This window comes from Riemerella columbina, assembly GCF_030517065.1.
Lineage (GTDB): Bacteria > Bacteroidota > Bacteroidia > Flavobacteriales > Weeksellaceae > Riemerella > Riemerella columbina_A.
This window is the reverse complement of the sequence record NZ_CP103950.1, coordinates 706,329-730,627: the sequence shown is the minus strand read 5'-3', so window position 1 is coordinate 730,627 and position 24,299 is coordinate 706,329. Positions and strand designations below refer to the sequence as shown.

Annotated in this window: 23 protein-coding genes and 3 tRNA genes; 17 read left to right on the top strand and 9 right to left on the bottom strand. The window is 44.4% G+C overall.

The annotated features are described in order from the left end of the window. From NYR17_RS03500 to NYR17_RS03490, 3 genes are all read left to right on the top strand, one after another. Positions 1-213: a hypothetical protein gene (locus NYR17_RS03500; protein WP_302506434.1), complete on the top strand. Its 213-nt coding sequence runs from the start codon at positions 1-3 to the stop codon at positions 211-213. After that, positions 162-863 (top strand): GLPGLI family protein, encoded by a 702-nt coding sequence (locus NYR17_RS03495; protein ID WP_367997964.1) that lies wholly within the window; start codon positions 162-164, stop codon positions 861-863. The genes NYR17_RS03500 and NYR17_RS03495 overlap by 52 nt, the downstream gene beginning before the upstream one ends. Positions 864-926: 63 nt before the next feature. Continuing rightward, a complete protein-coding gene (locus NYR17_RS03490) occupies positions 927-1,304 on the top strand; it encodes a hypothetical protein (RefSeq protein WP_302506432.1) in 378 nt (125 codons plus the stop codon). Between the two features lie 63 nt (positions 1,305-1,367). Here NYR17_RS03490 and NYR17_RS03485 read toward each other — a convergent pair whose 3' ends face one another. From NYR17_RS03485 to NYR17_RS03470, 4 genes are all read right to left on the bottom strand, one after another. Further along, positions 1,368-2,957 carry a peptide chain release factor 3 gene (locus NYR17_RS03485; RefSeq protein WP_302506431.1) on the bottom strand — a complete coding sequence of 530 codons (1,590 nt, stop codon included), beginning with the start codon at positions 2,955-2,957 and terminating at the stop codon, positions 1,368-1,370. A gap of 226 nt (positions 2,958-3,183) precedes the next feature. Continuing rightward, a tRNA-Arg gene (locus tag NYR17_RS03480) sits at positions 3,184-3,257 on the bottom strand. A gap of 27 nt (positions 3,258-3,284) precedes the next feature. Further along, a tRNA-Pro gene (locus NYR17_RS03475) sits at positions 3,285-3,359 on the bottom strand. Between the two features lie 17 nt (positions 3,360-3,376). Then, a tRNA-Ser gene (locus NYR17_RS03470) sits at positions 3,377-3,461 on the bottom strand. A 130-nt stretch (positions 3,462-3,591) separates the two neighbouring features. On the opposite strand from NYR17_RS03470, the gene NYR17_RS03465 reads away from it, so the two are divergent. Together NYR17_RS03465 and NYR17_RS03460 are read left to right on the top strand one after the other, a co-directional pair. Next, positions 3,592-4,626, top strand: coding sequence for an N-acetylmuramoyl-L-alanine amidase (locus tag NYR17_RS03465; RefSeq protein WP_302506429.1), 1,035 nt, complete (start codon positions 3,592-3,594; stop codon positions 4,624-4,626). Positions 4,627-4,709: 83 nt separating this feature from the next. Continuing rightward, positions 4,710-7,592, top strand: a complete 2,883-nt coding sequence (locus tag NYR17_RS03460; protein WP_302506980.1) for a M16 family metallopeptidase — start codon at positions 4,710-4,712, stop codon at positions 7,590-7,592. A 67-nt stretch (positions 7,593-7,659) separates the two neighbouring features. Here NYR17_RS03460 and acs read toward each other — a convergent pair whose 3' ends face one another. From acs to NYR17_RS03440, 4 genes are all read right to left on the bottom strand, one after another. After that, positions 7,660-9,567 (bottom strand): acetate--CoA ligase, encoded by a 1,908-nt coding sequence (gene acs, locus NYR17_RS03455; protein WP_302506427.1) that lies wholly within the window; start codon positions 9,565-9,567, stop codon positions 7,660-7,662. A gap of 230 nt (positions 9,568-9,797) precedes the next feature. Further along, positions 9,798-9,947, bottom strand: coding sequence for a hypothetical protein (locus NYR17_RS03450; RefSeq protein WP_302506424.1), 150 nt, complete (start codon positions 9,945-9,947; stop codon positions 9,798-9,800). After that, positions 9,916-10,272: a hypothetical protein gene (locus tag NYR17_RS03445; protein WP_302506423.1), complete on the bottom strand. Its 357-nt coding sequence runs from the start codon at positions 10,270-10,272 to the stop codon at positions 9,916-9,918. Before NYR17_RS03445 ends, NYR17_RS03450 begins: the two co-directional genes overlap by 32 nt. An 18-nt stretch (positions 10,273-10,290) precedes the next feature. Beyond that, positions 10,291-11,184 carry a hypothetical protein gene (locus NYR17_RS03440; protein ID WP_302506422.1) on the bottom strand — a complete coding sequence of 298 codons (894 nt, stop codon included), beginning with the start codon at positions 11,182-11,184 and terminating at the stop codon, positions 10,291-10,293. A 382-nt stretch (positions 11,185-11,566) separates the two neighbouring features. On the opposite strand from NYR17_RS03440, the gene NYR17_RS03435 reads away from it, so the two are divergent. Genes NYR17_RS03435 through NYR17_RS03415 form a run of 5 tightly spaced genes read left to right on the top strand, consistent with a single transcriptional unit; the run spans position 11,567 to position 15,365 of the window. Continuing rightward, complete coding sequence (locus NYR17_RS03435) at positions 11,567-12,493, top strand: aspartate carbamoyltransferase catalytic subunit (protein WP_302506420.1); 927 nt, start codon at positions 11,567-11,569, stop codon at positions 12,491-12,493. 6 nt (positions 12,494-12,499) lie between these two features. Then, entirely contained in the window at positions 12,500-13,588 is a 1,089-nt protein-coding gene (gene carA / locus NYR17_RS03430) for a glutamine-hydrolyzing carbamoyl-phosphate synthase small subunit (RefSeq protein ID WP_302506418.1), read from the top strand. Between the two features lie 13 nt (positions 13,589-13,601). Beyond that, positions 13,602-14,363, top strand: coding sequence for a hypothetical protein (locus NYR17_RS03425; protein WP_302506417.1), 762 nt, complete (start codon positions 13,602-13,604; stop codon positions 14,361-14,363). A gap of 5 nt (positions 14,364-14,368) precedes the next feature. Beyond that, positions 14,369-15,061, top strand: a complete 693-nt coding sequence (locus NYR17_RS03420; RefSeq protein WP_302506415.1) for a hypothetical protein — start codon at positions 14,369-14,371, stop codon at positions 15,059-15,061. After that, a complete protein-coding gene (locus NYR17_RS03415; protein ID WP_302506413.1) occupies positions 15,048-15,365 on the top strand; it encodes a hypothetical protein in 318 nt (105 codons plus the stop codon). Before NYR17_RS03420 ends, NYR17_RS03415 begins: the two co-directional genes overlap by 14 nt. On the opposite strand, the gene NYR17_RS03410 is transcribed toward NYR17_RS03415, so the two are convergent. Beyond that, on the bottom strand, positions 15,346-15,708 hold the full coding sequence (locus NYR17_RS03410; RefSeq protein WP_302506411.1) for a hypothetical protein: 363 nt from the start codon (positions 15,706-15,708) through the stop codon (positions 15,346-15,348). The two genes, NYR17_RS03415 and NYR17_RS03410, sit on opposite strands and share 20 nt — an antisense overlap. A 55-nt stretch (positions 15,709-15,763) precedes the next feature. Here NYR17_RS03410 and NYR17_RS03405 point away from each other — a divergent pair, with 55 nt between their 5' ends. The 7 genes from NYR17_RS03405 (at position 15,764) to dapB (ending at position 24,299) form a co-directional block, all read left to right on the top strand. After that, positions 15,764-16,441, top strand: coding sequence for a DUF6261 family protein (locus tag NYR17_RS03405; protein WP_302506410.1), 678 nt, complete (start codon positions 15,764-15,766; stop codon positions 16,439-16,441). 148 nt (positions 16,442-16,589) lie between these two features. Continuing rightward, positions 16,590-19,769 (top strand): carbamoyl-phosphate synthase large subunit, encoded by a 3,180-nt coding sequence (gene carB / locus NYR17_RS03400; protein ID WP_302506409.1) that lies wholly within the window; start codon positions 16,590-16,592, stop codon positions 19,767-19,769. Between the two features lie 381 nt (positions 19,770-20,150). Next, the gene (locus NYR17_RS03395; RefSeq protein WP_302506408.1) at positions 20,151-20,987 is read left to right on the top strand and encodes an energy transducer TonB; all 837 of its coding nucleotides are present in this window, start codon (positions 20,151-20,153) and stop codon (positions 20,985-20,987) included. A gap of 166 nt (positions 20,988-21,153) precedes the next feature. Then, positions 21,154-21,942, top strand: a complete 789-nt coding sequence (locus NYR17_RS03390; protein ID WP_302506406.1) for a ParA family protein — start codon at positions 21,154-21,156, stop codon at positions 21,940-21,942. Between the two features lie 10 nt (positions 21,943-21,952). Beyond that, a complete protein-coding gene (locus NYR17_RS03385) occupies positions 21,953-22,843 on the top strand; it encodes a ParB/RepB/Spo0J family partition protein (RefSeq protein WP_302506405.1) in 891 nt (296 codons plus the stop codon). A 1-nt stretch (position 22,844) separates the two neighbouring features. Beyond that, a complete protein-coding gene (locus NYR17_RS03380) occupies positions 22,845-23,438 on the top strand; it encodes a DUF5683 domain-containing protein (RefSeq protein ID WP_302506404.1) in 594 nt (197 codons plus the stop codon). A gap of 162 nt (positions 23,439-23,600) precedes the next feature. Next, positions 23,601-24,299, top strand: a complete 699-nt coding sequence (gene dapB / locus NYR17_RS03375; protein ID WP_302506403.1) for a 4-hydroxy-tetrahydrodipicolinate reductase — start codon at positions 23,601-23,603, stop codon at positions 24,297-24,299.

Here is a 24,299-nt window from a genome sequence, read left to right as displayed (position 1 = left end):
ATGAAAACTTTATTTAAAATCCTATTATTTTTAGGATTAACCCAAATTAACGCTCAAAATCAGCGATTGATTTACGAAGCCAAATTCGTAACGGATTCCGCCCAGCACGCCAACCCCGAAGTGGAAATGATGTATTTAGACATCACCCCGAAAAAGTCTGTATTCTATTCCTACAACCGCTTCAAACAGGATTCCCTCATCCAACACAAATAGAATCTCAACTGAACGGGTCTTCCATAAAAAACATTTCGCTCACTACACCGAAATCCAAAAAGGCGAAAATTAGCTATATTATAGAGAAAATTACCCCTGAATATCAAATTTTTTATTACGATAAAATCGGGGTGGATTCCTATAAAGTTGCCGATGACCGCCAGCTCCAATGGCATATTTTGCCCGAAAAAGAAAAAATTGGCGAGTGGGAAACGCAAAAAGCCAGCCTTCATTTTGGCGGCAGACAATGGACGGCGTGGTTCTCCACCGAAATTCCCATCCCCGATGGACCGTATAAATTCCACAGTTTGCCTGGCATCATCGTTAAAATAGAAGATGCGAAAAAAGATTTTTCTTTTGAACTGAAAGGCATCAATCCACGCCTCGCTTCGGTGCCAGATTTATTGTCAAAATCTTATGTTAGCGTGAGCCAAGCGCAGTTTAAAAAGCTCTTTTTGGAAAACAGAGAAGACCCGACAAAATCGTTCCGAAACCTGATGAACGCCTCGGCGGGCTCTCAAATTACTCTCATAACCAAAGATGGACAATCCCTTTCGGCAAAAGAATTGATGCGACAGCAAACGGCAAAAATCAAGCAAAATCTCAAAAATAAAAACATTTATATAGAGCAAGATTGGCTGGAAAAATAAACGCTTTGCATTTTTTTGCACGGTATTTGTATGAGATAAGGCGGATTAAAAAACTTTAAAATTATGTCAGATAAAAAATTAGCGGGTCTTTGGATAGACCATGAAAAGGCAGTTGTTGTAAAAAATCATAACGGACAAGAGGTGTCTGAGTTCAAAGTAACCGAGCACCTAAAAGCCCACCACCAAGGTGGAAATTCCAACGAAAATGCAGCTCACAACGCCGAACAAACCAACAGAACTAAATTTTTTAAAGAGATAGAAAAAGCCATTACCAATAGCGTGGAGCTCTACATCACAGGGCCTGGCATCTCTCAAGAGGAGTTGAAAAACTACTTGGCAGACACTGCGCAATACAAAAATCTTAAAATGTCTTTGGGCACCTCTACCGACTCCAGTGACGCTTCGGTTTTAGAGGAAGTAAAAGTCCACTACGGCGCATAAAAAAGTTTGAGTTTGATTGATTTTTCCATAAAAATAGGCTACCGTAAAAAGTAGCCTGTTTTTTTATGATTTAAACTCACTGATGAAGTGGAGTTTTACATTCGGAAATTTCTCCTGTGTCATTGTTATGGTAAAGGAAGAATCCGCCAAGAACACCAATTGATTGTATTTATCCCGAGCCAGAAAACGCTGTTTCAGCTTGGCAAATTCTTTAAACTCTTCAGATTTTTCATCTGCCTCTACCCAGCACGCTTTGTGGATGTTGATAGGCTCGTAAGAACATTTAGCGCCATACTCGTGCTCCAGTCGGTATTGGATCACTTCATACTGCAGAGCGCCCACCGTACCGATGATTTTTCTACCATTCATCTCTAAAGTAAACAGCTGCGCCACACCTTCGTCCATCAGCTGGTCTATACCTTTGGCCAGTTGCTTCGCCTTCAGTGGATCCGTATTATTGATGTATCTAAAATGCTCTGGCGAAAAGCTTGGAATGCCTTTAAACTGTAGCTTTTCACCTGCGGTCAGCGTATCTCCGATTCGGAAATTCCCCGTATCGTGCAAGCCCACGATATCCCCAGGGAAGCTCTCATCTACCACCTCTTTTTTATCCGCAAAAAAGGCATTTGGCGATGAAAATTTCATTTTTTTATTCTCCCTTACCAAAAGGTAATTTTCGTTTCTTTTAAAAGTCCCTGATACAATTTTCACAAAAGCCAAGCGGTCTCTGTGCTTAGGGTCCATATTGGCGTGGATTTTAAAGACAAAGCCTGTAAAATTCTTCTCATCAGGTTCCACCAAACGGATATCAGACTCTTTGGGCTGAGGCATCGGCGCGATGTCTATAAAGGCATCTAAAAGTTCCCTCACCCCAAAATTATTCAGCGCCGAACCGAAAAATACGGGCTGTTGCTCGCCCTTCATATAAAGGGCTCTATCAAACTCTGGATAAACGGTTTCTATCAACTCCAATTCCTCACGGAGCCTTGTGGCAGCGCGCTCTCCAATAGCTTGGTCAATGGCTTCATCTTGAATATCATCAAAAGTGATACTCTCTCCTACTTTTTGTTTTTTTTCTTCTAAAAAGAGCTGGATATTTCTCTCCCAGATATTATAAATCCCCTGAAAATCAGCGCCCATCCCTATCGGCAATGATAAAGGCACCACGCTAAGCCCCAGTTTTTGTTCTACCTCATCTAATAAGTCAAAAGCGTCTTTACCCTCTCGGTCTAACTTATTGATAAACACGAGCATTGGAATATTCCGCATTCTACAAACTTGCACCAATTTTTCGGTTTGCTCCTCCACCCCTTTCGCCACATCAATCACCACGATCACGGAATCTACCGCTGTGAGCGTTCTATAAGTATCTTCGGCAAAATCTTTGTGCCCTGGAGTATCCAAAATATTGATTTTATGGCCTCTATACTCAAATGCCAAAACCGAAGTCGCTACGGAAATCCCTCTTTGTCGCTCTATTTCCATAAAGTCTGAGGTGGCGCCTTTCTTTATTTTATTAGATTTTACAGCTCCAGCCTCCTGTATCGCCCCTCCGAAGAGCAATAATTTCTCCGTTAAAGTGGTTTTACCCGCATCTGGGTGGGAGATGATGCCAAAGGTTTTTCTTTTCGCTATTTCTTGTTGTAGTGACATTTTAAGGTTTTTTAAGTTTGCAAAAATAAGGATTTTATACACAATATCCACTTAAAAAATAAAGCGCTTCAAAATATAAAGATGACTTTATTATAAAATCTATCCGAAGAATAAGAGGTATTGAAAATGATAAGAAAAATATGAAAATACTATTTTAATTGATGCTTGAAAGAGATAGAAAGCAAAGGGTATAAAAACAAAAAACCGCCTGATAATAGGCGGTCTGTGAGCGCGCCAGGATTCGAACCTGGGACCGTCTGCTTAGAAGGCAGATGCTCTATCCAGCTGAGCTACGCACCCTAAAAAAATAAATAGGTTATGAAAAAGTCGGGGCGGCAGGATTCGAACCTGCGACCTCCTGGTCCCAAACCAGGCGCGATGACCGGACTACGCTACGCCCCGAATATTGTACTGAGTTGCGGAGGGTATGGGATTCGAACCCATGCGACCCTTGCGAGCCGACAGTTTAGCAAACTGCTCCGTTAACCACTCCGGCAACCCTCCTTGATTTTTTAACTATCGTCTGCTCTGTAATTGCGAGTGCAAATATAGAACGTTTTTTTTTAACTACCAAAAAAATTACAAAAAAATTTATGTTTATCTTTGGGCTTTTAATTTTTAAAATATAAAAACAATGCATAAAACACTATTTATCATAGGTTTAGGACTCATCACCATTTCTTGTGGTTCTCAAAAAAATGTAGTCCATCAACAGGCAACCCCTAAAAAAACACCTGCAAACACCACGACCACATCAAAACCAACGCCTACAAAAACCGAAAATACGGCAAACATCAGCCAAAACAGTGGCGGCAATGCACCTTTTTTCTATAAACAAAACATTGGCGACCTTAGCAAAAATGACAATACCATCAGCTGGGGCTCCGTGGTTTCTGCCCACCCGAAAGGCTACCAAGTTTCGCTTCAAAACTTTCCGTCTGTGGCGCAGAATTTTAGACAGCGCTACCTTATTCTGCATTACACAGCTTTAGATAATGATGCTTCGGTAAGGGTTTTAACGCAAAGAGGCGTGAGCGCCCACTATCTGGTGAGCGATTTTCAGGATCATGAAATCTGGCAGCTGGTAGATGAAAATAAAAGAGCCTACCACGCTGGCATCAGTTATTGGCGCAACACCACGGGAATGAACGACAACTCTATCGGCATTGAGATTGTGAACCGAGGCTACACCGCAGATGCCGAAGGCAACAAACAGTTTTATCCATTCCCTGAGCATCAATTTAGAAAAGTGGCAGCACTGGTAAAAGATATTGTTACGCGCTACAACATCCCACCAACGCAGATACTCGCACACTCGGACATCGCGCCGACCAGAAAGCAAGACCCAGGACCTTTCTTCCCTTGGAAAAGGCTCTATGATGAATATCAAATCGGGATGTGGTACGATGCCGATACCATGCAAAATTTCTACGCCACCGCCACCAGCGATATTGATTACAACTACGATAGCCCTTCTTTCATCTTTAAAGTGCAAACGGCTTTCAAAGATTTTGGCTATAATATAACGCCTACGGGCAACTGGGATGATACTTCTAAAAAGGTAATAGAAGCCTTCCAATACCACTTCCGCCCAGAAAGATGCGATGGCATTTTAGATCCAGAAACTTGGGCTATTCTGCAAGCCTTATCAGTAAAATATCCTAAATAAATCAGCATTAACTTGAATAAAAAGGTATAAAAATGAAAAAAATCATCACAACCATTGCGATTACTTTAATGATTAACCACGCTATGCAAGCACAGAAATATAACGAAATACAGCATCAAGATGCGCACGGACACACCTACACCACCGTGTCTAACGATGCCAACGGCGTGAGGATATACACCCTGAAAAATGGGCTTAAAATCTTCCTCGCTAAAAATAACGATGCCCCAAGAATCCAAACCTATATCCCTGTGAGAACGGGCAGTAATAACGACCCCCAAGACAACACAGGACTTGCTCACTATCTGGAGCATATGATGTTCAAGGGTACTTCCAAAATAGGTACGCAAGATTGGAAAAAAGAGCAAGAACTCCTCAACCAAATTTCGGATTTATACGAGCAACACAAAGCCGAGCCAAACCCTGAAAAGAAAAAAGAAATCTATAAAAAGATAGACCAAACCTCTCAAGAAGCGTCTAAATACGCCATTGCCAACGAGTACGACAAGGCGATTTCTTCCCTCGGTGCCTCGGGGACCAACGCCCACACTTGGTTAGATGAAACGGTTTACAAAAACAACATCCCCTCCAACGAGTTAGAAAAATGGTTCAAAATAGAAGGCGAGCGTTTTTCGGAACTGGTGCTTAGGCTCTTCCACACCGAGTTAGAGGCGGTTTATGAGGAATTTAACCGCGCCCAAGATAACGATTTCAGATTGGTCAACTACGAGTTGATGGACGCCCTCTTCCCCAACCACCCCAACGGACAACAGACCACTATTGGAAAATCGGAGCACCTTAAAAACCCTTCTATGAAGGCGATACACCAATATTTCAATGATTACTATGTGCCAAACAATTACGCCTTAGTGCTGGTGGGAGATTTAGATTTTGATAAAACCATTGCCTTAGCGGAACAGTATTTTGGGCAATTTCAATACAAAGCCTTACCTCAAAAGCAAGCTGTCAAAGAGCAACCGCTCACCCATATCATCAAAAGAGTGGTAAAAAGCCCTACAGCACCGCGTTTACAAATGGCATGGCGCACGGCAGACTACGGCACTAAGGACTCCAGATTGGCGGAATTATGCGCACAAATTTTGTCTAATAACGGAGAGGCAGGGCTCATAGACCTTAACATCAATCAAAAGCAAAAAGCCCTAAGAGCCTCGGCTTTCAACTCACCGTTTAAGCAATATGGTTATTTTTCAATGGTAATTGTCCCTAAAGAAGGGCAAAGCCTTGATGATGCCAAACAGCTCCTTTTAGACCAAATTCAGTTGTTGAAAAAAGGCGACTTCCCTGATTGGATGCTCCCTGCCATCATCAACGATATGAAGAAAAGCAACCTCAAACGCTTGGAAACTGCCGATGGCTTGGCCACCACCCTCTATGATGCCTACATTAAAAACCGAACTTGGGAGCAAGAATTAGAGGAAATTGAAAACTATGAACAGCTGACCAAAGCCGATGTGGTGCAGTTTGCCAACCATTTTTTCAAAGATAATTATGCCGTAGTTTATAAGGAAAAAGGCACCAATGATAAATTGGTAAGGGTAGAAAATCCAGGCATCACGCCTATACAGCTCAACCGCGAGGCACAATCGCCGTTCCTTAGTAGCATCCTCAATGAGAAAACGGATGAGATAAAGCCTGAATTTGTAGATTTTAAGAAAGAAATCCACACAGAAAATAGCCACGGCATAAAAATCAATTTCGTTAAGAATATCAAAAATAACTTAGCGCAAATGAACTATATTTTCCCTTTCGGCAATGATAACGATAAGGAATGGGGCATCGCGTTACAGTTATTTGAATATTTAGGCACACCACAATACAGCCCTGAAGCATTAAAACAGGAATTTTTTAAAATCGGTATCAGTTATAATATTCGTGTGGGCACAGACCGTATCTACATCAGCCTCAGCGGATTAGAAGAAAACATCCCGCAAGGTATCGCCTTAATGAACCAATGGCTCAGCACCGCAAAAGCCGATGAATCGATTTATAAAGAAATGGTGCGTACCACATTAGAAGCCAGAGAATTAAGCAAAAAAGATAAAAATAGAATTATGCAAGCGCTGACCAATTACGCCAAATATGGTAAAGACTCGCGCTTTAGAGATGTGGTGAGCGAGGCGCGTTTAAAAGCGGCTACCGCAGAGGAATTCACGCAGAAAATCCATAGCCTTTTGGATTATAACTATGAAATTTTCTTCTATGGGCAGAATTTAGATGCCTTTAAACAAGCGATGCCTCAGAACGGTTTAGCCAAAACAGAAAATCAAAAAACCTTAACGCCACCAGCGCCAAAAATCTATCCAGAACCTCAAACGGTGGGCAAAGTCTATTTCATCAATTACGATATGGTGCAAATGGAAATGAGCAAAGTGGGAAGAGGCGAAATTATTAACCCTCAGCAATTTGGCGCCATCAGCGTTTTCAATGAATATTTTGGTAGAGGCTTATCTTCTATCGTCTTCCAAGAAATCCGCGAAGCCCGTTCTCTGGCTTATTCGGCGTATGTTTCTTATGCGTATCCTGCGGAGTTAGGCAAACACGATTATGTCACCAACTACATCGGAACACAAGCCAATAAGTTGCCGCAAGCCATCAGCGCTATGAACGAGTTAATGGATAAATTGCCACAAATCCCTGCGCAATTTAACAATGCTAAAAACGCCGCTTTGAAGCAAATTGCCACGCAAAGAATTACCAGACAAAACCTCTTTTTCACCTATCAAACGATGAAAAAATGGGGCGTAGATTACGATATCCGAAAAGATATTTACCGAGAAATAGAAGCGCTGTCATTAGACCGCCTCACACAATTTTATCAAAAAGAAGTGCAGCCAATACAGTACAACACCGCAATCATAGGTAAAAAAGAAAACTTGGATATGAAGGCAGTCAACCAACTGGGAGATTTTGTAGAACTCAGCATTGATGAAGCTTTTGGATATTAAAATCCAACTTTTATCTCATAAAAAACAGGCTATCCATAGGATAGCCTGTTTTGATTTTTAGTCACACTTACAGCCTTCCCTCTTTAATTTCCTCTATAATTTCTGGATTGAGGAGCGTGGAGGTATCGCCGAAGCTACTGAAATCGCCTTCTGCAATTTTACGGAGAATACGGCGCATAATTTTGCCACTTCGGGTCTTAGGCAACGCCGATACAAACTGAATTTTGTCCAATTTGGCAATAGGCCCAATGGTGTCCGTAATCAGGTGGTTAATTTCCTTGCGAAGGTTCTCTTTATCACGACTTTCGCCAGTATCTTTCAGAATCACATAGCCATAGAGGGCATTGCCTTTTACCTCATGAGGATAACCCACAATTGCCGATTCTGCCACGGCTGGATGGAGATTGATGCTGTCCTCAATCGGAGCGGTACCGAGGTTATGCCCAGAAACGATGATCACATCATCTACCCGACCTGTTATTCGGTAATAGCCCACCTCATCTCGCAATGCGCCATCGCCCGTAAAATATTTCCCTGGAAATGCCGAAAAATAAGTCTGCACATAGCGCTCGTGGTCGCCCCAAATCGTGCGGGCAATTCCTGGCCATGGAAAACGGATACACAAACTTCCATCTACCTGATTTCCTGTAATTTCATTGCGCTTGTCATCCATCAATACAGGTTGAATGCCTGGCAGCGGCAGCGTGGCATAAGTTGGTTTGGTGGGCGTAGCGAAAGGAATTGGCGAAATCATAATACCACCTGTTTCCGTTTGCCACCAAGTATCTACAATCGGGCATTTTTTCTTGCCCACATGGTCGTTATACCAATGCCAAGCCTCATCGTTAATCGGTTCTCCCACCGAGCCTATCACACGGAGACTGGACAAATCGTGCTTCTCTACCCATTCCGAAGATTCTTTCGCCAAGGAACGGATGGCGGTCGGTGCGGTATAAAATTGGGTAACTTTGTGCTTCTCTACCACTTTCCAAAAGCGGTCTGGCTGCGGATAAGTCGGCACCCCCTCAAAAATTACAGTGGTCGCCCCATTGGCAAGCGGTCCATAAAGAATGTAGGAATGCCCTGTGATCCAACCGATATCCGCCGTGCACCAATAGACATCATTTTCTTTGTAATTGAAGACATTTTTAAAGGTATAAGCGGAATAAACCATATAGCCTGCGCAGGTGTGCAGCATCCCCTTTGGTTTGCCCGTAGACCCCGATGTATAAAGGATAAACAGCGGATCTTCGGCATCCATAATCTGCGGAATATTATCCACGGGAGCCGCCTCGTAGAGCGGTGCCAACCACGCATCTCTGCCTTCTTTCATCTCCACCTCGTTGTGGGTGCGTTTTACCACGAGGATTTTCTCCACGGTAGGCGTATTTTGAGCCGCTTCATCAATGATACTCTTCAGGTTCAATACTTTATTGCCACGGTAGCTGCCATCAGAACAGATGATCATTTTCGCCTCGCAATCATTAACGCGAGAAGCCACGGCAGATGCCGAAAACCCTGCAAAAATCACCGAATGTATAGCGCCAATTCTAGCACACGCCAACATACACACCGCCAATTCTGGAATCATTGGGAGGTAAATGCATACACGGTCGCCCTTGCCAATGCCCTGTTCACGGAGGACATTCGCCATTTTCCCCACACGCTCATAGAGGTCTTGATAAGTGATGTATTGCGTAGGCTCTTGTGGATCGTTGGGTTCCCAAATGATGGCATTTTTCTGCCCTCGCTCCGACAAATGTCGGTCAATGCAATTTTTAGTAATGTTGAGTTTTGCCCCTTTGAACCACTTGATTTTTGCTTTATTCATATCGTAATCCAGCACTTTACTCCAGCGCTGGTACCACACGAAGTTCTCGTCTGCAATTTTATCCCAAAACTTTTTAGGATTTTTAATTGATTTCTTATAAATTTTAAAATACTCTGGTAGGTTTTCAATATAATACTGACTCATTTTGATTTAATTTTATACAATACAGATAAAACACTCCAAATTTAGTATTTTTTTTGGAACCTGAAAGTTTTTAAACCAAATTCCATAAAAAACCTGTTTTCAGCCATATGCCAAAAACAGTTTTGTCTTTTTTCCTTAGTTATTAAGATGTTACATACTAATCGTCTTCCATACATAATCGTCACTTTGCTGAACGCATCCTTCAAAGTGGCTATTGTTGTCATCATCTTTTACATAGCGAATAGAGCCAGCATTGTAATCCGTGCAATCCATTGTATCCGATGGGGTTCCGACTTTATCGCACCACGCACATCGAGCTGAGCTTGCGTATAATTGAGATAATCGTCCTCAATTTTGAGGTTTTTCGCCTGATTGGTCATAATTTTGAGCAAATTCGCCAATTACAGCCTGTCCATTCACTTGCAAAATAGCATCACTGGTAGTTTTATAAAAAGAATCGATATTGATGCCCACCATTCCAGATTGTAGCACGGCAAACACATCAGAACGCTGCGCGTGAGATGGTTCCGAGATCTCAATACCGCCCGAATTCCAATAGCCATTTCCCACAACAAAAAGCGGTGCCATAGTGCCATAACCAGAGGAAGCCACATAGGAAGTTATCGGATTTTTCAACGCCATTCCTCGCCTTGCCGATCTTCGGAGTGCCTCTGTATCTTTGTCTAACAAGCACATATTGAACATTCCTACCACCGTTTCGTTTTAAAAATCAGCGTGTAAGGATTCACCCAACGCCGTGGTATTTTTCATCAAAGTGGTATTTAAGAAACCATTGACCAAAGAATTTTCGCCTTTGGCTCGGTTCGCCGTTCCGAAAGCCGTGGTATTGGCATTAGATGCGATATTATACAAACCTTTGTTCAACGAATAATCACCAGAAGCGCCCGCCTCGTTAAAGGGAAAATAAGAATCACGCTCTGTAATGTCCATTTTAATATCGGAGAAAAATTTATCGTAATCATAGATTTTTTCGCCAGTATCTTGGCTGTATTCCGTAACGGTGACCTTTTCGGTTTCATCATCTGGATTTTCGGGAATTGTGGAAAGAAAAGATAAATCCGTAGCGTATCGCCCAGTGGGAGCGTATTCTCGGTTCGGTGCACCGATGTATCGCCAGCCTTTTTTGGTTACAGGTTCACCGTTGACTACCACTTGTGAGCTCACTTCTTCCAAGCCTTTTCGGTGGAACACATTGCCCGTGAGGAACATTCCTTCGTCTGCTTCGTAAATGCTACCGCCCCCTGTTGGTGCATCGGAATCCATGATTTTCTTCCAAGATTTAGTGTTGAAATCCCAATAATAAAAGCCTTTGGCGTTAATATTAGCATAAGCCCTTGTTTGGTCACCAGCGTTGCTAAATCCTGCCGATACAAAGACCAACAATGAGTTTTGTGCCTCGCCAATGCCATTGTTTCCCGTCATCATTTTCACTGCCTCTGCGGTCAAACGAGGAATGAGAATTCCCTTAGCGGTATCGTTTTCGGTGGTGTTGACCTCCAGCGTCGCATTAGGATCCGTGGTATTGATGCCCACACGCCCCGATTGTGCATAAAATACTGTGGGCAAAACTAAGGCAAAGAATAAAGATTTTTTCATCTATTGTATATTAAAGGTTATATTTATTACGATATGATTTCATTATTTATAACATTCCACTGGTACTACAAAAAAAACATAAAAATATCACCAAATTACATTTTTAAATATTTTAAATTAAGATTTTTTTGTATTAAATAAACAATATTTAGCCATTATTTTTAAAAATTGTAAATTTATAAATTTTAATTAAACTTTGGAAACTTTAAAAACATTTGTGCAATTAAAAAAAATATTCTACTTTTGTCGGCAATGCTAAGCGGTGAAAACATAAAACCATTACAAAAGGGAGATTTTTACTTTCTCACGATATTATTTTTCCTCAAACGAAGCCTTTTAGGCTTCGTTTTTTTTATGCTAACCTTTTTAAATTTAAAACCATATGCTAACCATCTCTGGACTTTCGGAACAAGACCTCTTGACTTTACTGAACAGCGCCCAAGCCTTTGCGGAAGGGCAATCAGCGCAGTGCCAACAGCCTATTTATGCCGCTAATCTCTTTTTTGAAAACAGCACACGCACCAAAACCAGCTTTGATATAGCAGAGCGGAAATTAGGACTTCAGGTCATCCCGTTTGATGTAGCCACCAGCTCGGTGAACAAAGGCGAATCCCTCTACGACACGGTAAAAACCATGGAAAGCATTGGGGTGAATATCGTGGTCATTCGCCATGCCGAAGATGCCTATTATAAAAACCTCAAAAACATTAACATTCCCATCATTAACGGTGGCGATGGCAAGGGCAACCACCCCTCGCAGTGTCTGTTGGATCTGTTGACCATCCATCAAGAGTTCGGGAAGTTCAAGGGGCTGAAGGTCGGTATTGTGGGCGATGTCAAACACAGCCGTGTCGCCAACTCCAACGCCGAAGCCCTGCGGAAATTAGGCGCCAAGGTCTACTTTTCTGGGCCGGAAGATTGGTTTGATGAGGCGGAGTTTATCAACGGCACCTACCTCGCTATAGAAGATTTAATCAAAGAGGTTGATGTCTTGATGCTCCTGCGCATTCAGCACGAAAGGCACGGCGAAAAGATGAAACTTACCCTCAAAAAATACCACCAAAACTACGGCCTCACCAAAGAAAGAGAGCAAAAGATGAAACCCCACGCCATCATTATGCACCCAGCGCCCATCAACCGAGGCGTGGAGATAGATTCCGACTTGGTGGAGTGCCCACGCTCTCGTATTTTCAAACAAATGCAGAACGGCGTTTTCGCCAGAATGGCAATTTTGAAACAAGCCTTAGAACAGCACGGCTTTACCTTTACAACCACTCAACCTTCAACCCATATAACTAATAAAAAGTAACGCGATATGAAAAAGAAACTCATTTTAGAAACAGGCGAAATATTCCACGGCACAGGCTTTGGCAACACGGAAGCCACCACAGGAGAAGTGGTCTTCAATACAGGGATGACGGGCTATCAGGAGCTCCTGACCGACCCCTCGTACTGCGACCAGATTGTATGTATGACCTACCCGCTCATCGGGAATTATGGCATTAACAGGGACGATTATGAATGCATAGAGCCCTCCATCAAAGGGCTCATAGTGAAAGAAGTTTGCGACTTCCCGTCCAACTTCCGTGCGCAGATGTCCTTAGAGGAGTTCTTCACGAAAAAAGGCTTGGTGGGCATTGCTGGGGTAGACACTCGGAAGCTCACCAGAATATTACGAAACCAAGGCGTAGTCAAAGGCAGAATTGTGGATGCCGATGCAGACGAAACCGCCATCATTGCAGAGCTAAAAGCCCAAAACCTCAGCACCGACCAGATTAAAAAGGTCTCCACCAAAACCCCATTTGCTGCCCCAGGGCGAGGCTTCAAGGTGGTCTTGATCGATTTCGGGGCTAAGTTGGGCATCATCCGAGAGCTATCACAGCGCAACTGCGACATCACCGTGGTTTCTCACGATACCACCGCCGAGGAAATCCTGATGATGGCTCCAGATGGCATTATGCTCTCCAATGGACCTGGCGATCCGCAAGATGTTCCCCACGCCCATCAGACGGTACGCCAACTTTTGGGCAAAGTCCCTATTTTCGGGATCTGTATGGGGCACCAAGTCATCGGTTTGGCGTGTGGCGCTAAGACTTTCAAGCTTAAATTTGGGCACCGTGGCGGCAACCACCCCGTGTTAGACCTCCGCACGCAGAAAGTGGCGATCACCTCCCAAAATCACGGCTATGCCATAGACCAAGACAGTCTTGCCCACACAGATTTAGAGGAAACCCACATCGCTCTAAACGACAGAACCAACGAGGGTGTGCGCCACAAAATACACCCGTGCTTCTCCGTGCAGTATCACCCCGAAGCCAGCCCAGGCCCCGAAGATGCCAACTACCTTTTTGATGAATTTATTGAGATGATGGCGACCTTTAAAACCGCTCAACCCTCCGTTTAAAATCTCAACCCTAATGAAACCGATCTTACTCCTCGCCCTGCTCTATTGTTTTGGACTGATGAAAGCTCAGTTTAGTGATGATTTTAATGAAAACAACCTGCACGGCTATCAGTTGAAAGGGCTGGTAAAAACCGTGAAGCAAACCCGAATCCTCCACCATGATGCAACGGATGAGAGCGAGGAGATGATCTTGGAGTTCAACGCCAATGGGCAACTTTTGAAGAAGACAGAAATCTCAACTCAGGGCAAGACGCGCACCACCAAATACTTTTATCAAGGTAATAGGGTCAAACTGGAGATCTCCGGAGATCCCGAACTGAGATACTACCTCTATGACCAAAATGGGCGCCCCCGCCTCATCACGGAAACAACCTATGCCGGAATGCAATGGGTCTATCTCTACGATGCAGAGGGGCGCGTAGCCAAAATAAAAATCTATAATATTAGGAATAATGTCTCCGTTTTAATGTCTCCGGAATTCAAGTATAACGCTCAAGGGCAGCTCATCAGCCAAATTGACCACACTGACTATACGCAAACGCCGCAAAGTAGGTCTGAATATCAATATAACGCGGAAGGATTGGTCAGCCAAGAGACCGCTTACCCAATGACCGTAGAAGATGGAGAGCCCCGATTCTTTGATCCTACAACTTTCACTTATAAATACCAATATCAGCCCGAAAGTTCCCCAGGAAATTGGTCTAAACTCACCATCAGCCAAAATGGAAACCCCATAAACACCCTCCTAAGAGAATACACCTATTATCAAAAATAAACCTTATGAACGCCCGCCTGTCCCTTTTATTCCTCTGTATCATTGGATTGCTCAGTGCCCAGCATTATAAAAACGACCGCCAAACCAAAAACTTCAAAGACAAGGTCAAAACCGTTACTACCACCACTTCCACCATCGGTAAAAATGGCAAAATAACGAAAAAAAACACCTCGCAAGAGACCTTCTCTCTCAATGGCGATATAGAAACCCTTAAATTAGATGGTAAGACCTACCACTATAAATATCAATACAACGAAAAGGGGCAGAAATACGCCGCCGCATTATTAGATGAGGGTGAAAACAATCCAAACAATGTCTCTACTTTTATTTATGATGACTCCAGCAACCGCATCATTGAGTATTTAGATATAAAACGGTGGTTCATTAACATCAACACCTTTGATGAACACGGCACACTAACGGCAACCACACTGTACAACATCCCCGAAAACAAAGAGATCACCACGCTAATGCATTACAATGCCCACGGCGATATAGAGCGCATCTCCGTAGAGCAAACCAGTACCAACATCGACACAAAGCACCAGTCCATACAACAAACCACCGCCCCCGTGCAGCACTACACTTTCAAATACACCAACTACGATGCCCACGGCAACTGGACCGAATGCATCACCTATTTAGATAATAAGAAAGTAGAAACCATCCAACGCCAAATGACCTATGATGAAGACTAAACCCCACCAGATGACAGCACCCCTCCACCACCACGCTCTCCTCAACCTCGCCAACAGGCTATCCCCAGCGATGAAATATCCCAACCATTTCAGCAACCACCCTTCCCACCGAGGAGACAGCCAGCTCTTAACATTGGGGAGAAAATCCAGCCCTGCGATAAGCACTATTAACCCATTATTGAGCGTTTTATTTTTCAGAAATTTTATTTATATTTACCTCAAAAAAGAAACCACCGCACGGGATATCGCCAACGCCCACCCAAAGCCCAAGCATCAAGATGAAATCAAAATAGTTCAATCCTAAAAACCACCAGCGCCCTATGGAAACACCACCTTTTTACCCCCAGAACCACCGCCACACTCCATTGACAATCCCAATGGACTTCAAAAGTGAGTGTCCAGCGGTGTTGACAGCCCCAATGGACTTTAAAAGTGAGTGTCCAGCCGTGTTGACAGTCCCAACGGGCTTCAAAAGTGAGCGTCCAGCCGTGTTGACAGCCCCAATGGACTTCAAAAGTGAGCGTCCAGCCGTGTTGACAGTCCCAATGGACTTCAAAAGTGAGTGTCCAGCCGTGTTGACAGCCCCAAATGACTTTAAAAATTATGCGGACCGCATCGGGACAGCTCCCTGAATACACCAGGAACATCGGCACGCTATGAAACAGCAATAAAATTTAATAAAATCTATTAAAAATTAAGAAAATGATAAACATAACGAATTTAAGAACGATCAGATTGATGGAGTTCTACCAAGTGATGAGTTCCGTGCAGACTTTTTTAGCACAAGCCAATCTCCAAAATCCCAAACTCCAAGCGCTAATCACCGAGTTTGATACCCAGTTTGCCGCTTTAGACCAAGCACTAAAGCCGCTCAGCAAGAGCGAGTTCACAGAGCAAATAAGCGAGTTAGATGCCTTGCGAGACCGCTATTTCATGGGGCTGTACAGCCACGCCAAAGTCTTTGCCACCCACCCAGAGGAAGCGCAACAGAAGGCGGCCAAAGCCCTCATTTTGGTCATTGAGAAATACGGCAAAAACATCCAGTCCAAGCCCCTCCAAGAGGAAACAGGAATCCTCTCTAATCTCTTAGAAGATCTCTCCCAGAGCCCTTATGCAGAGGCGGTACAGACTATGGGCGCTACGGCGTGGACCACTGCCATTGCGGCAGCCAACAACCAGCTCATCAGCCTCTATAACCAGCGTACGGAACAGAAGGGCGCCATAGAAATCGGTAGGTCTAAGCAAGCCAGAAAGGAGATGCAGGAAGTTTTTAAGCAACTCGTGCAGACCATCAACGCCCTCATCGTGATTGAAGGCGATACTGAATACCAGAACCTCGTGAACAACATCAACACCACCATTAAACAAGCGCTTTTATAAAAGCAAAAACCAAGCAAGATGAGCGCTCCCCCTCAGCACCACACGCCCAAGGCTCGCACGGCAACCTTTACCGCTGTACAGCCTTTGGCAACGGTGGCAGAGCCTGCGCCCCACATTCAAAAATAAAACCTCTTATATAGCAAAGACAATGAAAAGAACAGATATCAAAACCATTTTAGTCATCGGCAGCGGACCCATCATCATTGGGCAAGCCGCAGAGTTTGATTACTCCGGAACACAGGCCTGCCTCTCCCTGAAAGAAGAAGGCTACCGCGTGATCCTCATCAACTCTAACCCCGCAACCATTATGACGGATGTAGAAATTGCCGATAAGGTTTATATAGAACCCATATCGTTACCGTTTGTGAGCCAAATCATTCGCAAAGAAAGACCCGACGCCCTCCTCCCTACACTGGGCGGACAGACAGGGCTCAATATGGCGGTAGAACTGCAGAAATCTGGCATCTTAGAAGAATACGGCGTGGAGGTTTTAGGCACCAAGCTCTCTGCCATTAACCAAGCGGAAGACCGTGACCTCTTCCGTGCCTTGATGAACGACTTGGGGGAGCCTGTTCCAGAGTCGGACATTGTGAATACCGTAGAAGGCGCTTTAGAATTTGCCGAACGCATTGGCTATCCGGTTATCGTTCGCCCTGCCTTTACCATGGGTGGCACTGGCGGCGGTATTGCAGCCACCGAAACCGAGCTGAAAGAAATCGCCGAGTTAGGATTGAAGTATTCCCCAGTAACGCAATGCCTCATCGAGAAATCTATTGCGGGTTATAAGGAGATAGAATACGAGGTGATGAGAGATGCCAATGACAACGCCATAGTGGTCTGCAATATGGAAAACATAGACCCCGTAGGTGTGCACACTGGAGACTCTATTGTAGTGGCGCCTTCCCAAACGCTGTCCGATAGAGAGTACCAACTCCTGAGAAATGCCTCTCTAAAAATCATCAGAGCCTTAGGTATAGAGGGCGGTTGTAATGTCCAGCTGGCATTAGACCCACATTCTTTTAATTATTATATCATTGAAGTTAATCCACGCGTGTCCCGCTCTTCCGCCTTAGCGAGTAAAGCCACGGGCTACCCTATCGCCAAGATTGCAGCCAAAATCGCTGTAGGTTTAACCTTAGATGAAATTATGAACCCTGTAACTGGCAAAACTTACGCTTGCTTTGAGCCTGCGCTGGACTATGTAGTGACCAAAATCCCTCGCTTTCCGTTTGATAAGTTTGAAACCGCCGACCGCAGACTCTCCACCCAGATGAAAGCTACAGGCGAAGTGATGGCGATAGGGCGCAACTTTGAGGAATCCCTACAAAAAGCCATCCGTTCTTTAGAGACGGGCATCCGCCACTTAGGGTTAAAGACCAAACAAGCCCAAGCCCTCACCAATGAGGAGATAGAACGCCGCATTAAAATCTGTGATGATGAGCGCCTGTTCATCATCGGCGAAGCATTACGCCGTGGCTACGACTGGCAACAGATTGTGGAGTGGAGTAAGATAGACCCCTTCTTCATCTGGAAGCTTAAAAAACTGGTGGACTACGAGAACACCATCACCGAGAACCCTTTTAACCCAGAAATCTTAAGGGAAGCTAAGCGTTTGGGCTTTTCCGACATCAACATCGCTCATCTTTGGAGCTGTAGCCAGCGCGAAGTCTTTCAGTTCAGAAAAGATAATGGCATAATGCCTGTGTACAAGATGGTGGACACCTGCGCCGCAGAGTTCGAGAGCGAAACCCCGTACTTTTACGGCACCTATGAGGAAGAAAATGAAAGCATCGTCTCCGATAAAGAGAAGATTATTGTGCTGGGCTCTGGGCCTATCCGCATTGGTCAAGGCGTAGAGTTTGACTATGCTACGGTTCATTCCGTTTGGGCTATTAAAGAAATGGGCTACGAAGCGATCATCATCAATAACAACCCCGAAACAGTTTCCACCGACTTTTCCATTTCGGATAAGCTCTACTTTGACCCCCTCACGGAGGAAGATGTGATGAACATCATTACCTTAGAACAGCCCAAGGGGGTTATCGTTCAGTTTGGAGGGCAGACCGCCATCAATTTAGCGGATAAATTAGCCGCCCACGGTGTGCAGATTTTAGGCACCTCGCTGGAAGACTTAGACCGCGCCGAAAACCGAGATAAATTTGAAAAAGCCCTTCAAGAATTGGGCATCCCGCAGCCTGTCGGCAAGACTTCCATTTCCAAAGAAGAAGCCATCAGCATAGCGAACGGCATCGGCTACCCTGTGTTGGTACGCCCCAGCTATGTGCTTGGCGGTAGAGCGATGGAGATTGTCTATAACGAGAAAGAACTCGCCCATTATATGGAGAATGCCGTGGAAGCCAGCCCTGAGCATCCTGTCCTCATCGATAAATATATGGTGGGCAAAGAGGTGGAAGTAGATGCCATCTCCGATGGAGAAACGGTGGTTATCCCTGGGATTATGGAACACATAGAGCGCGCAGGCATCCACTCGGGAGATTCCATCGCCGTCTATCCACCACAGAACATCAACGAGAAATGCCTCCACGATTTGGTGGAATATACCCAGCGCCTCGCCAAAGGACTGAATGTAATCGGACTGATGAACATTCAATATGTGCTCTTTGAGAACGAAGTTTATGTGATAGAGGTTAATCCTCGTTCCTCCAGAACGGTACCTTTCTTGTCTAAAATCACCGATGTTCCTATGGCAAACCTCGCCACCAAAGCGATATTAGGACAGAAGCTGAAAGACTTAGGCTATACCAGTGGCTTGGTTCCTGAGAAAGAGGGGGTCTTTGTCAAAGTGCCTGTTTTCTCCTTTTCTAAACTGACCAAGGTGGATATTTCCCTCGGACCAGAGATGAAATCTACCGGCGAGGTGATGGGCAAAGATTCTACCTTAGAAAAAGCCCTCTACAAGGGTATGATTGCCGCTGGACGCAAGGTTCCGACCCACGGCTCTATCCTCTTCACCGTTGCCGACAAGCACAAAGATGAAGCTGCCGTTTTCGCTAAGCGTTTCCACGAGGTGGGCTTTAGAATCTGGGCAACAGAAGGCACTGCCAAGCACTTTGAGCAACACGGCATCCCGTGCAAGGTGGGGTATAAAATCGGTGAGGAAGAGGTGAACCTCATCGACCTGATTCAAAAAGGGAAAGTGCAATATGTGGTCAATACCATGACGAAAGGTAAGCAATCGGAACGCGATGGCTTCCAAATCCGCCGTATGTCCGTAGAAAATGGCGTGCCATGCCTCACCTCCATGGACACCGTAGAAGCCATTTTAAAAGTGATAGAAAGTATGAGTTTCCAAATGCAAGCTATGTAAAAAACAGAAACGAATAAATCAATGGGGAGTTTGGGGGAACAATATTGTTCCCCTAACCTTTTGTGCCCACATCACTATAAAATATGGATTGATCATTCGGTTTAACCATTGCTATATCACAACGGCAGAAATTGGCATTGGTATTTTCAATATTATTTTTGTCTTTTTATTTTTCTAAAGAAAATGGCGTAATATAGGCTATTTTAAACCCATTTTCATCATCAAAAAGTAAGGGGAAAATTAAAAACATCATCATTTTGAAAATTAAACTCTGCATTATGGCAAGATAGTTGATGGTTCGTAATTACTTTTTGCAAAAAGCTACCAAAACTAATAATCATTTGTGTAGTTAATTAGGTTTTAATTTTAAATTTCTAACAAATGATAACATTTTTCCAAAAACAAAACGAGCAACAGCAATTAGATGACATTCTATTTGCGCATAAAAACAAAGCCTATGGCGCCTATGCCCTACGCCACGATGCGGATTATTTTCTCCAAAAAGCGCTCATCACTGGGGTAGCTCTATTTGGTGCTGTGGTTGGCGTATCCACTTTGTATCTTCAGAAATCTACGGCACACCACCAAGCGCCAGAACCTGTGAACATCAGGCTGAAAGCCATCTCCATAGAGGAGCCCAAAGTGGTCATGCCGCCAGTTGTAAAGCCGCAAGCTCCAGCCTCTGCGGTAAAAGTGAAAACCATAGATTACCGCGTGCCAGAACCCACCCGAAACGCAGTGATAGAAAAACCGCTACCTAAAGTCAAGGCGCTGAACACGGCTGCCATTGGCACCACCAACAGCGAGGGCTTAATCCCTAAAACCAACATAACGCCTGTGGTTCCAACGCCACCAACAGGACCTGTCACAGCGCCAACCTCAACAGCAACGCCACAACCCACCAACCAAGTGGCAACCAAAGTAGATGTGGAGGCAGAGTTTATCGGCGGTATCAATCGTTTTAGGGCGCAGGTGGCAGAAAACTTTGACCAAGAGGATTTCTCTGGGGAAGAGGGCATCATCAGCGCTACTGTTACTTTCATCGTGGAGAAAGATGGTAGCCTCTCCGCTGTAAAAGCCGAAGGACAGAACAAAGCCTTTAATGCAGAAGCTGAGCGCGCCATTAAAAAAATTAAAGGCAAGTGGCAACCTGCCAAAATTAACGGTCAGGCGGTGCGTTCGTACTTTAAACTCCCTGTTTCTATGCAGTTTGAGTAACGCATTCTGCTGACCCCATTGATAAAGTTATCCACAATAGCATTAAAATTGTGGATAATTTTTTTGAAGCGTAATGCATTAACCTTTAATAATTTAACATATTTTTATATTTTGAAAATTTACACAACATTAAAAAAATTGTATTTTTGAAAATTAAATAGAAAATATGGGTAAAATCATCGGTGTAGCGAACCAAAAAGGAGGGGTAGGAAAAACCACCACTTCTGTTAATTTAGCCGCCGCCTTGGGCGTTTTAGAGAAAAAAGTGTTGATTATAGATGCAGATCCTCAAGCCAATGCCACCTCTGGACTTGGTGTAGAAGAGGTGCAACTCTCCACTTATAACCTATTGGAACACCACGCCACGGCTAAAGAATGTATCGTCAAGACCACTTCGCCAAACTTAGACATCATCCCTTCTCATATTGATTTGGTGGGGGCAGAGATAGAACTGGTGGACAAGGAAGAGCGTGAGCATATGCTCAAAAAAGCCCTGCAAGAAGTGAAAGATGATTATGATTTCATCATTATAGATTGTGCGCCCAGCTTAGGCATTATCACTGTGAATGCCCTCACGGCTGCAGATTCTGTGATTATCCCTATCCAATGTGAATATTATGCTTTGGAAGGTTTGGGTAAGCTCCTCAACACCATTAAAAATGTGGAAAGCACCCATAACCCAGATTTAGATATTGAAGGTTTATTATTAACGATGTACGATGCCCGCCTCAGGCTCTCTAACCAAGTGGTGGAAGAGGTTAACACCTATTTTCCAGATATGGTTTTTGAAACCGTTATCAATAGAAACGTGCGTTTGAGTGAAGCCCCAAGTTTTGGTGAAAGCATCTTAATGTACGATGCCGAGAGCAAAGGCGCCATACAATATATTCAGTTGGCAGAAGAAGTCTTACTCAAAAACGAAACCACCGTTAATTCAACCGACCCTAAACGCTAAACAACACGCTATGAGAAAGAAAAATACCGCGATGGGCAGAGGGCTCAATGCGATACTCAATGCAGAGAAAAAAGCCACCATCAACACGGCTAATGATGAAGGTGCCGAGCAAATTATGGGAAGCATCGTGGAAATCAATATAGAAGATATCTACCCCAACCCCAACCAGCCCAGAACTTATTTTGATGAAGAAGCCCTAAAAAACCTCTCCCAATCCATTAAAAACCTTGGGGTGATACAACCCATTACCCTTAGAAAAGATGGCGACCGATTTGAAATTATCTCAGGAGAGCGGCGTTACCGAGCCTCGCAGATGGCAGGGCTCAAGACCATTCCAGCATATATCCGTTTGGTTAATGACCAAGAACTGCTGGAAATGGCTTTGGTGGAGAACATCCAGCGGGAAGATTTAGATGCGATAGAAGTGGCACTGACCTACCAGCGCCTTTTAGAAGAAATCGGGATGACACAGGAAAACCTAAGCACCAGAATCGGCAAAGACCGCAGCACCATTACCAATGCGCTAAGACTCCTCAAGCTAAATCCAGAGGTACAAAATGCCATTAGAAGCGGACAAATTTCGGCGGGGCACGGCAGGAGCATCATCAGCCTTCAAGATGAGGTGCTGCAACAAGAACTTTTTGAGAAAATCATCAAAGAACAGCTGAATGTTCGCCAAGCGGAAGCGGCGGCTACAGCGCTCAAAAATCCTAAAACTCCTGCGGCTAAGAAAATTAACGAATTGCCCAACCACCTTAGAAAAACCCAGAAATCACTTTCGGATTTATTGGATATTAAAGTGGATATTAAGGCTTCTGCCAACGGAAAAAAAGGAAAAATAGTCCTTGATTTTAACAACGAAGAAGAACTGGAACGCATACTCAACGCTTTTGAAAAATAATATGATGTACCACCTAAGGCTTGGCTTTTTCCTCACGCTATTTTTTATTTTGGGCTTCTCGCAAGAGGCGACCAAGGATAGCCTATCTACAGCGCCAGAGGTGGCATTAGTACAGTCCATTGAGGAACTCAACGCTGCGCCTAAAAAAGTCTACAACCCTACGCTGGCAGGGCTTTACTCCGCAGTGCTCCCTGGCTTAGGGCAATATTATAATAAGAAATATTGGAAAATCCCTATCGTGTGGGGCGCCATAGGCACGGGTGTAGGCATCGCCTTGTGGAATCAGAAATATTATACCAGATATAGAAATGCCTTTATCGCAGAGCTCAACCACCAGCCACACGAGTTTTCGGGCATTAGTGGTGTAGATGCGCGCGTGCTGGGCAATCAGCAAAACCGAATGAAGCGCCAAAGGGATTACGCCATTGCGATTACAGCGGGCATTTATTTGCTCAACATCATAGATGCGGTGGTAGATGCCCATTTGCACGAGCAAAGGAACGACCCTGAACTCGCCATTGCGCCGAGTATGGTGGGCGACCCTTGGGGGCTGGAGCCTCAGAAAGTGGGACTTTCGCTCCGCTATCAGTTCTAAGGCGGCAAGATGAATGAGGCGGTATGGTGGTGCGTAAGGGATAGAGGCGGCATCCTTTTTTGAGGAGGAACGACGAAAAAAAGATAGAGCCGAAAGCCCGACCCGAGCGGTGGGCATAGCTTCGGCAAGGGGTACGCCCTAAATATTATAAATAATAAAATTATGAAGATAGCATTAGTTGGCTACGGAAAAATGGGGAAAATTATTGATGATATCGCAACGAAAAGAGGTCATCAGATTGTGGCAAGGCTCCGCGAAACGCCTACTGCCCAAAACCTCAACCACCCTGATCTTGTGATTGAGTTTTCTAACCCCGAAGTGGCTTTTCAGAATATTAAAAACTGCTTAGAACTGGGGATTCCTGTGGTCTGCGGTACTACAGGCTGGCTGCAGCGCAAAGCCGAGATTGAAGCGATTGTGACCACGCACCAAACGGCGTTTCTCTACGGCTCTAATTTTAGCCTTGGGGTTAATCTTTTCTTTGCTCTCAACGAGCGCTTGGCTACGCTGATGAAGGACTTTAGCGCCTACCAATGTCAACTGGAGGAAATCCACCATACGCATAAAAAAGATGCACCCAGTGGCACCGCCATCACGCTGGCAGAAGGCGTTATCCAACATTCTGACTACAAAGATTGGGTGCTGGGCGATACGGAAGGTCAGCACTTAGGCATCCACGCGATTAGGAAAGATGAGGTGCCTGGCACGCATAGCGTTTTCTACCGCTCTACGGTGGATGAGATTGAAATTAAACACACGGCATTCAGTAGAGATGGTTTTGCCTTGGGTGCGGTAGTTGCTGCGGAGTGGCTACTCGGTAAAAAAGGCAATTATAGCATTCAAGATGTCTTATTCAACTAA

Bases quoted from the DNA above. Each gene is read 5' to 3' on its own strand.
- NYR17_RS03500 (WP_302506434.1), top strand. From the start codon at position 1: ATGAAAACTTTATTTAAAATCCTATTATTTTTAGGATTAACCCAAATT.
- NYR17_RS03490 (WP_302506432.1), top strand. From the start codon at position 927: ATGTCAGATAAAAAATTAGCGGGTCTTTGGATAGACCATGAAAAGGCA.
- NYR17_RS03485 (WP_302506431.1), bottom strand. From the start codon at position 2,957: ATGTCACTACAACAAGAAATAGCGAAAAGAAAAACCTTTGGCATCATC.
- NYR17_RS03465 (WP_302506429.1), top strand. From the start codon at position 3,592: ATGCATAAAACACTATTTATCATAGGTTTAGGACTCATCACCATTTCT.
- NYR17_RS03460 (WP_302506980.1), top strand. From the start codon at position 4,710: ATGCAAGCACAGAAATATAACGAAATACAGCATCAAGATGCGCACGGA.
- acs (WP_302506427.1), bottom strand. From the start codon at position 9,567: ATGAGTCAGTATTATATTGAAAACCTACCAGAGTATTTTAAAATTTAT.
- NYR17_RS03450 (WP_302506424.1), bottom strand. From the start codon at position 9,947: ATGACCAATCAGGCGAAAAACCTCAAAATTGAGGACGATTATCTCAAT.
- NYR17_RS03445 (WP_302506423.1), bottom strand. From the start codon at position 10,272: ATGTTCAATATGTGCTTGTTAGACAAAGATACAGAGGCACTCCGAAGA.
- NYR17_RS03440 (WP_302506422.1), bottom strand. From the start codon at position 11,184: ATGAAAAAATCTTTATTCTTTGCCTTAGTTTTGCCCACAGTATTTTAT.
- NYR17_RS03435 (WP_302506420.1), top strand. From the start codon at position 11,567: ATGCTAACCATCTCTGGACTTTCGGAACAAGACCTCTTGACTTTACTG.
- carA (WP_302506418.1), top strand. From the start codon at position 12,500: ATGAAAAAGAAACTCATTTTAGAAACAGGCGAAATATTCCACGGCACA.
- NYR17_RS03425 (WP_302506417.1), top strand. From the start codon at position 13,602: ATGAAACCGATCTTACTCCTCGCCCTGCTCTATTGTTTTGGACTGATG.
- NYR17_RS03420 (WP_302506415.1), top strand. From the start codon at position 14,369: ATGAACGCCCGCCTGTCCCTTTTATTCCTCTGTATCATTGGATTGCTC.
- NYR17_RS03415 (WP_302506413.1), top strand. From the start codon at position 15,048: ATGATGAAGACTAAACCCCACCAGATGACAGCACCCCTCCACCACCAC.
- NYR17_RS03410 (WP_302506411.1), bottom strand. From the start codon at position 15,708: ATGTTCCTGGTGTATTCAGGGAGCTGTCCCGATGCGGTCCGCATAATT.
- NYR17_RS03405 (WP_302506410.1), top strand. From the start codon at position 15,764: ATGATAAACATAACGAATTTAAGAACGATCAGATTGATGGAGTTCTAC.
- carB (WP_302506409.1), top strand. From the start codon at position 16,590: ATGAAAAGAACAGATATCAAAACCATTTTAGTCATCGGCAGCGGACCC.
- NYR17_RS03395 (WP_302506408.1), top strand. From the start codon at position 20,151: ATGATAACATTTTTCCAAAAACAAAACGAGCAACAGCAATTAGATGAC.
- NYR17_RS03390 (WP_302506406.1), top strand. From the start codon at position 21,154: ATGGGTAAAATCATCGGTGTAGCGAACCAAAAAGGAGGGGTAGGAAAA.
- NYR17_RS03385 (WP_302506405.1), top strand. From the start codon at position 21,953: ATGAGAAAGAAAAATACCGCGATGGGCAGAGGGCTCAATGCGATACTC.
- NYR17_RS03380 (WP_302506404.1), top strand. From the start codon at position 22,845: ATGATGTACCACCTAAGGCTTGGCTTTTTCCTCACGCTATTTTTTATT.
- dapB (WP_302506403.1), top strand. From the start codon at position 23,601: ATGAAGATAGCATTAGTTGGCTACGGAAAAATGGGGAAAATTATTGAT.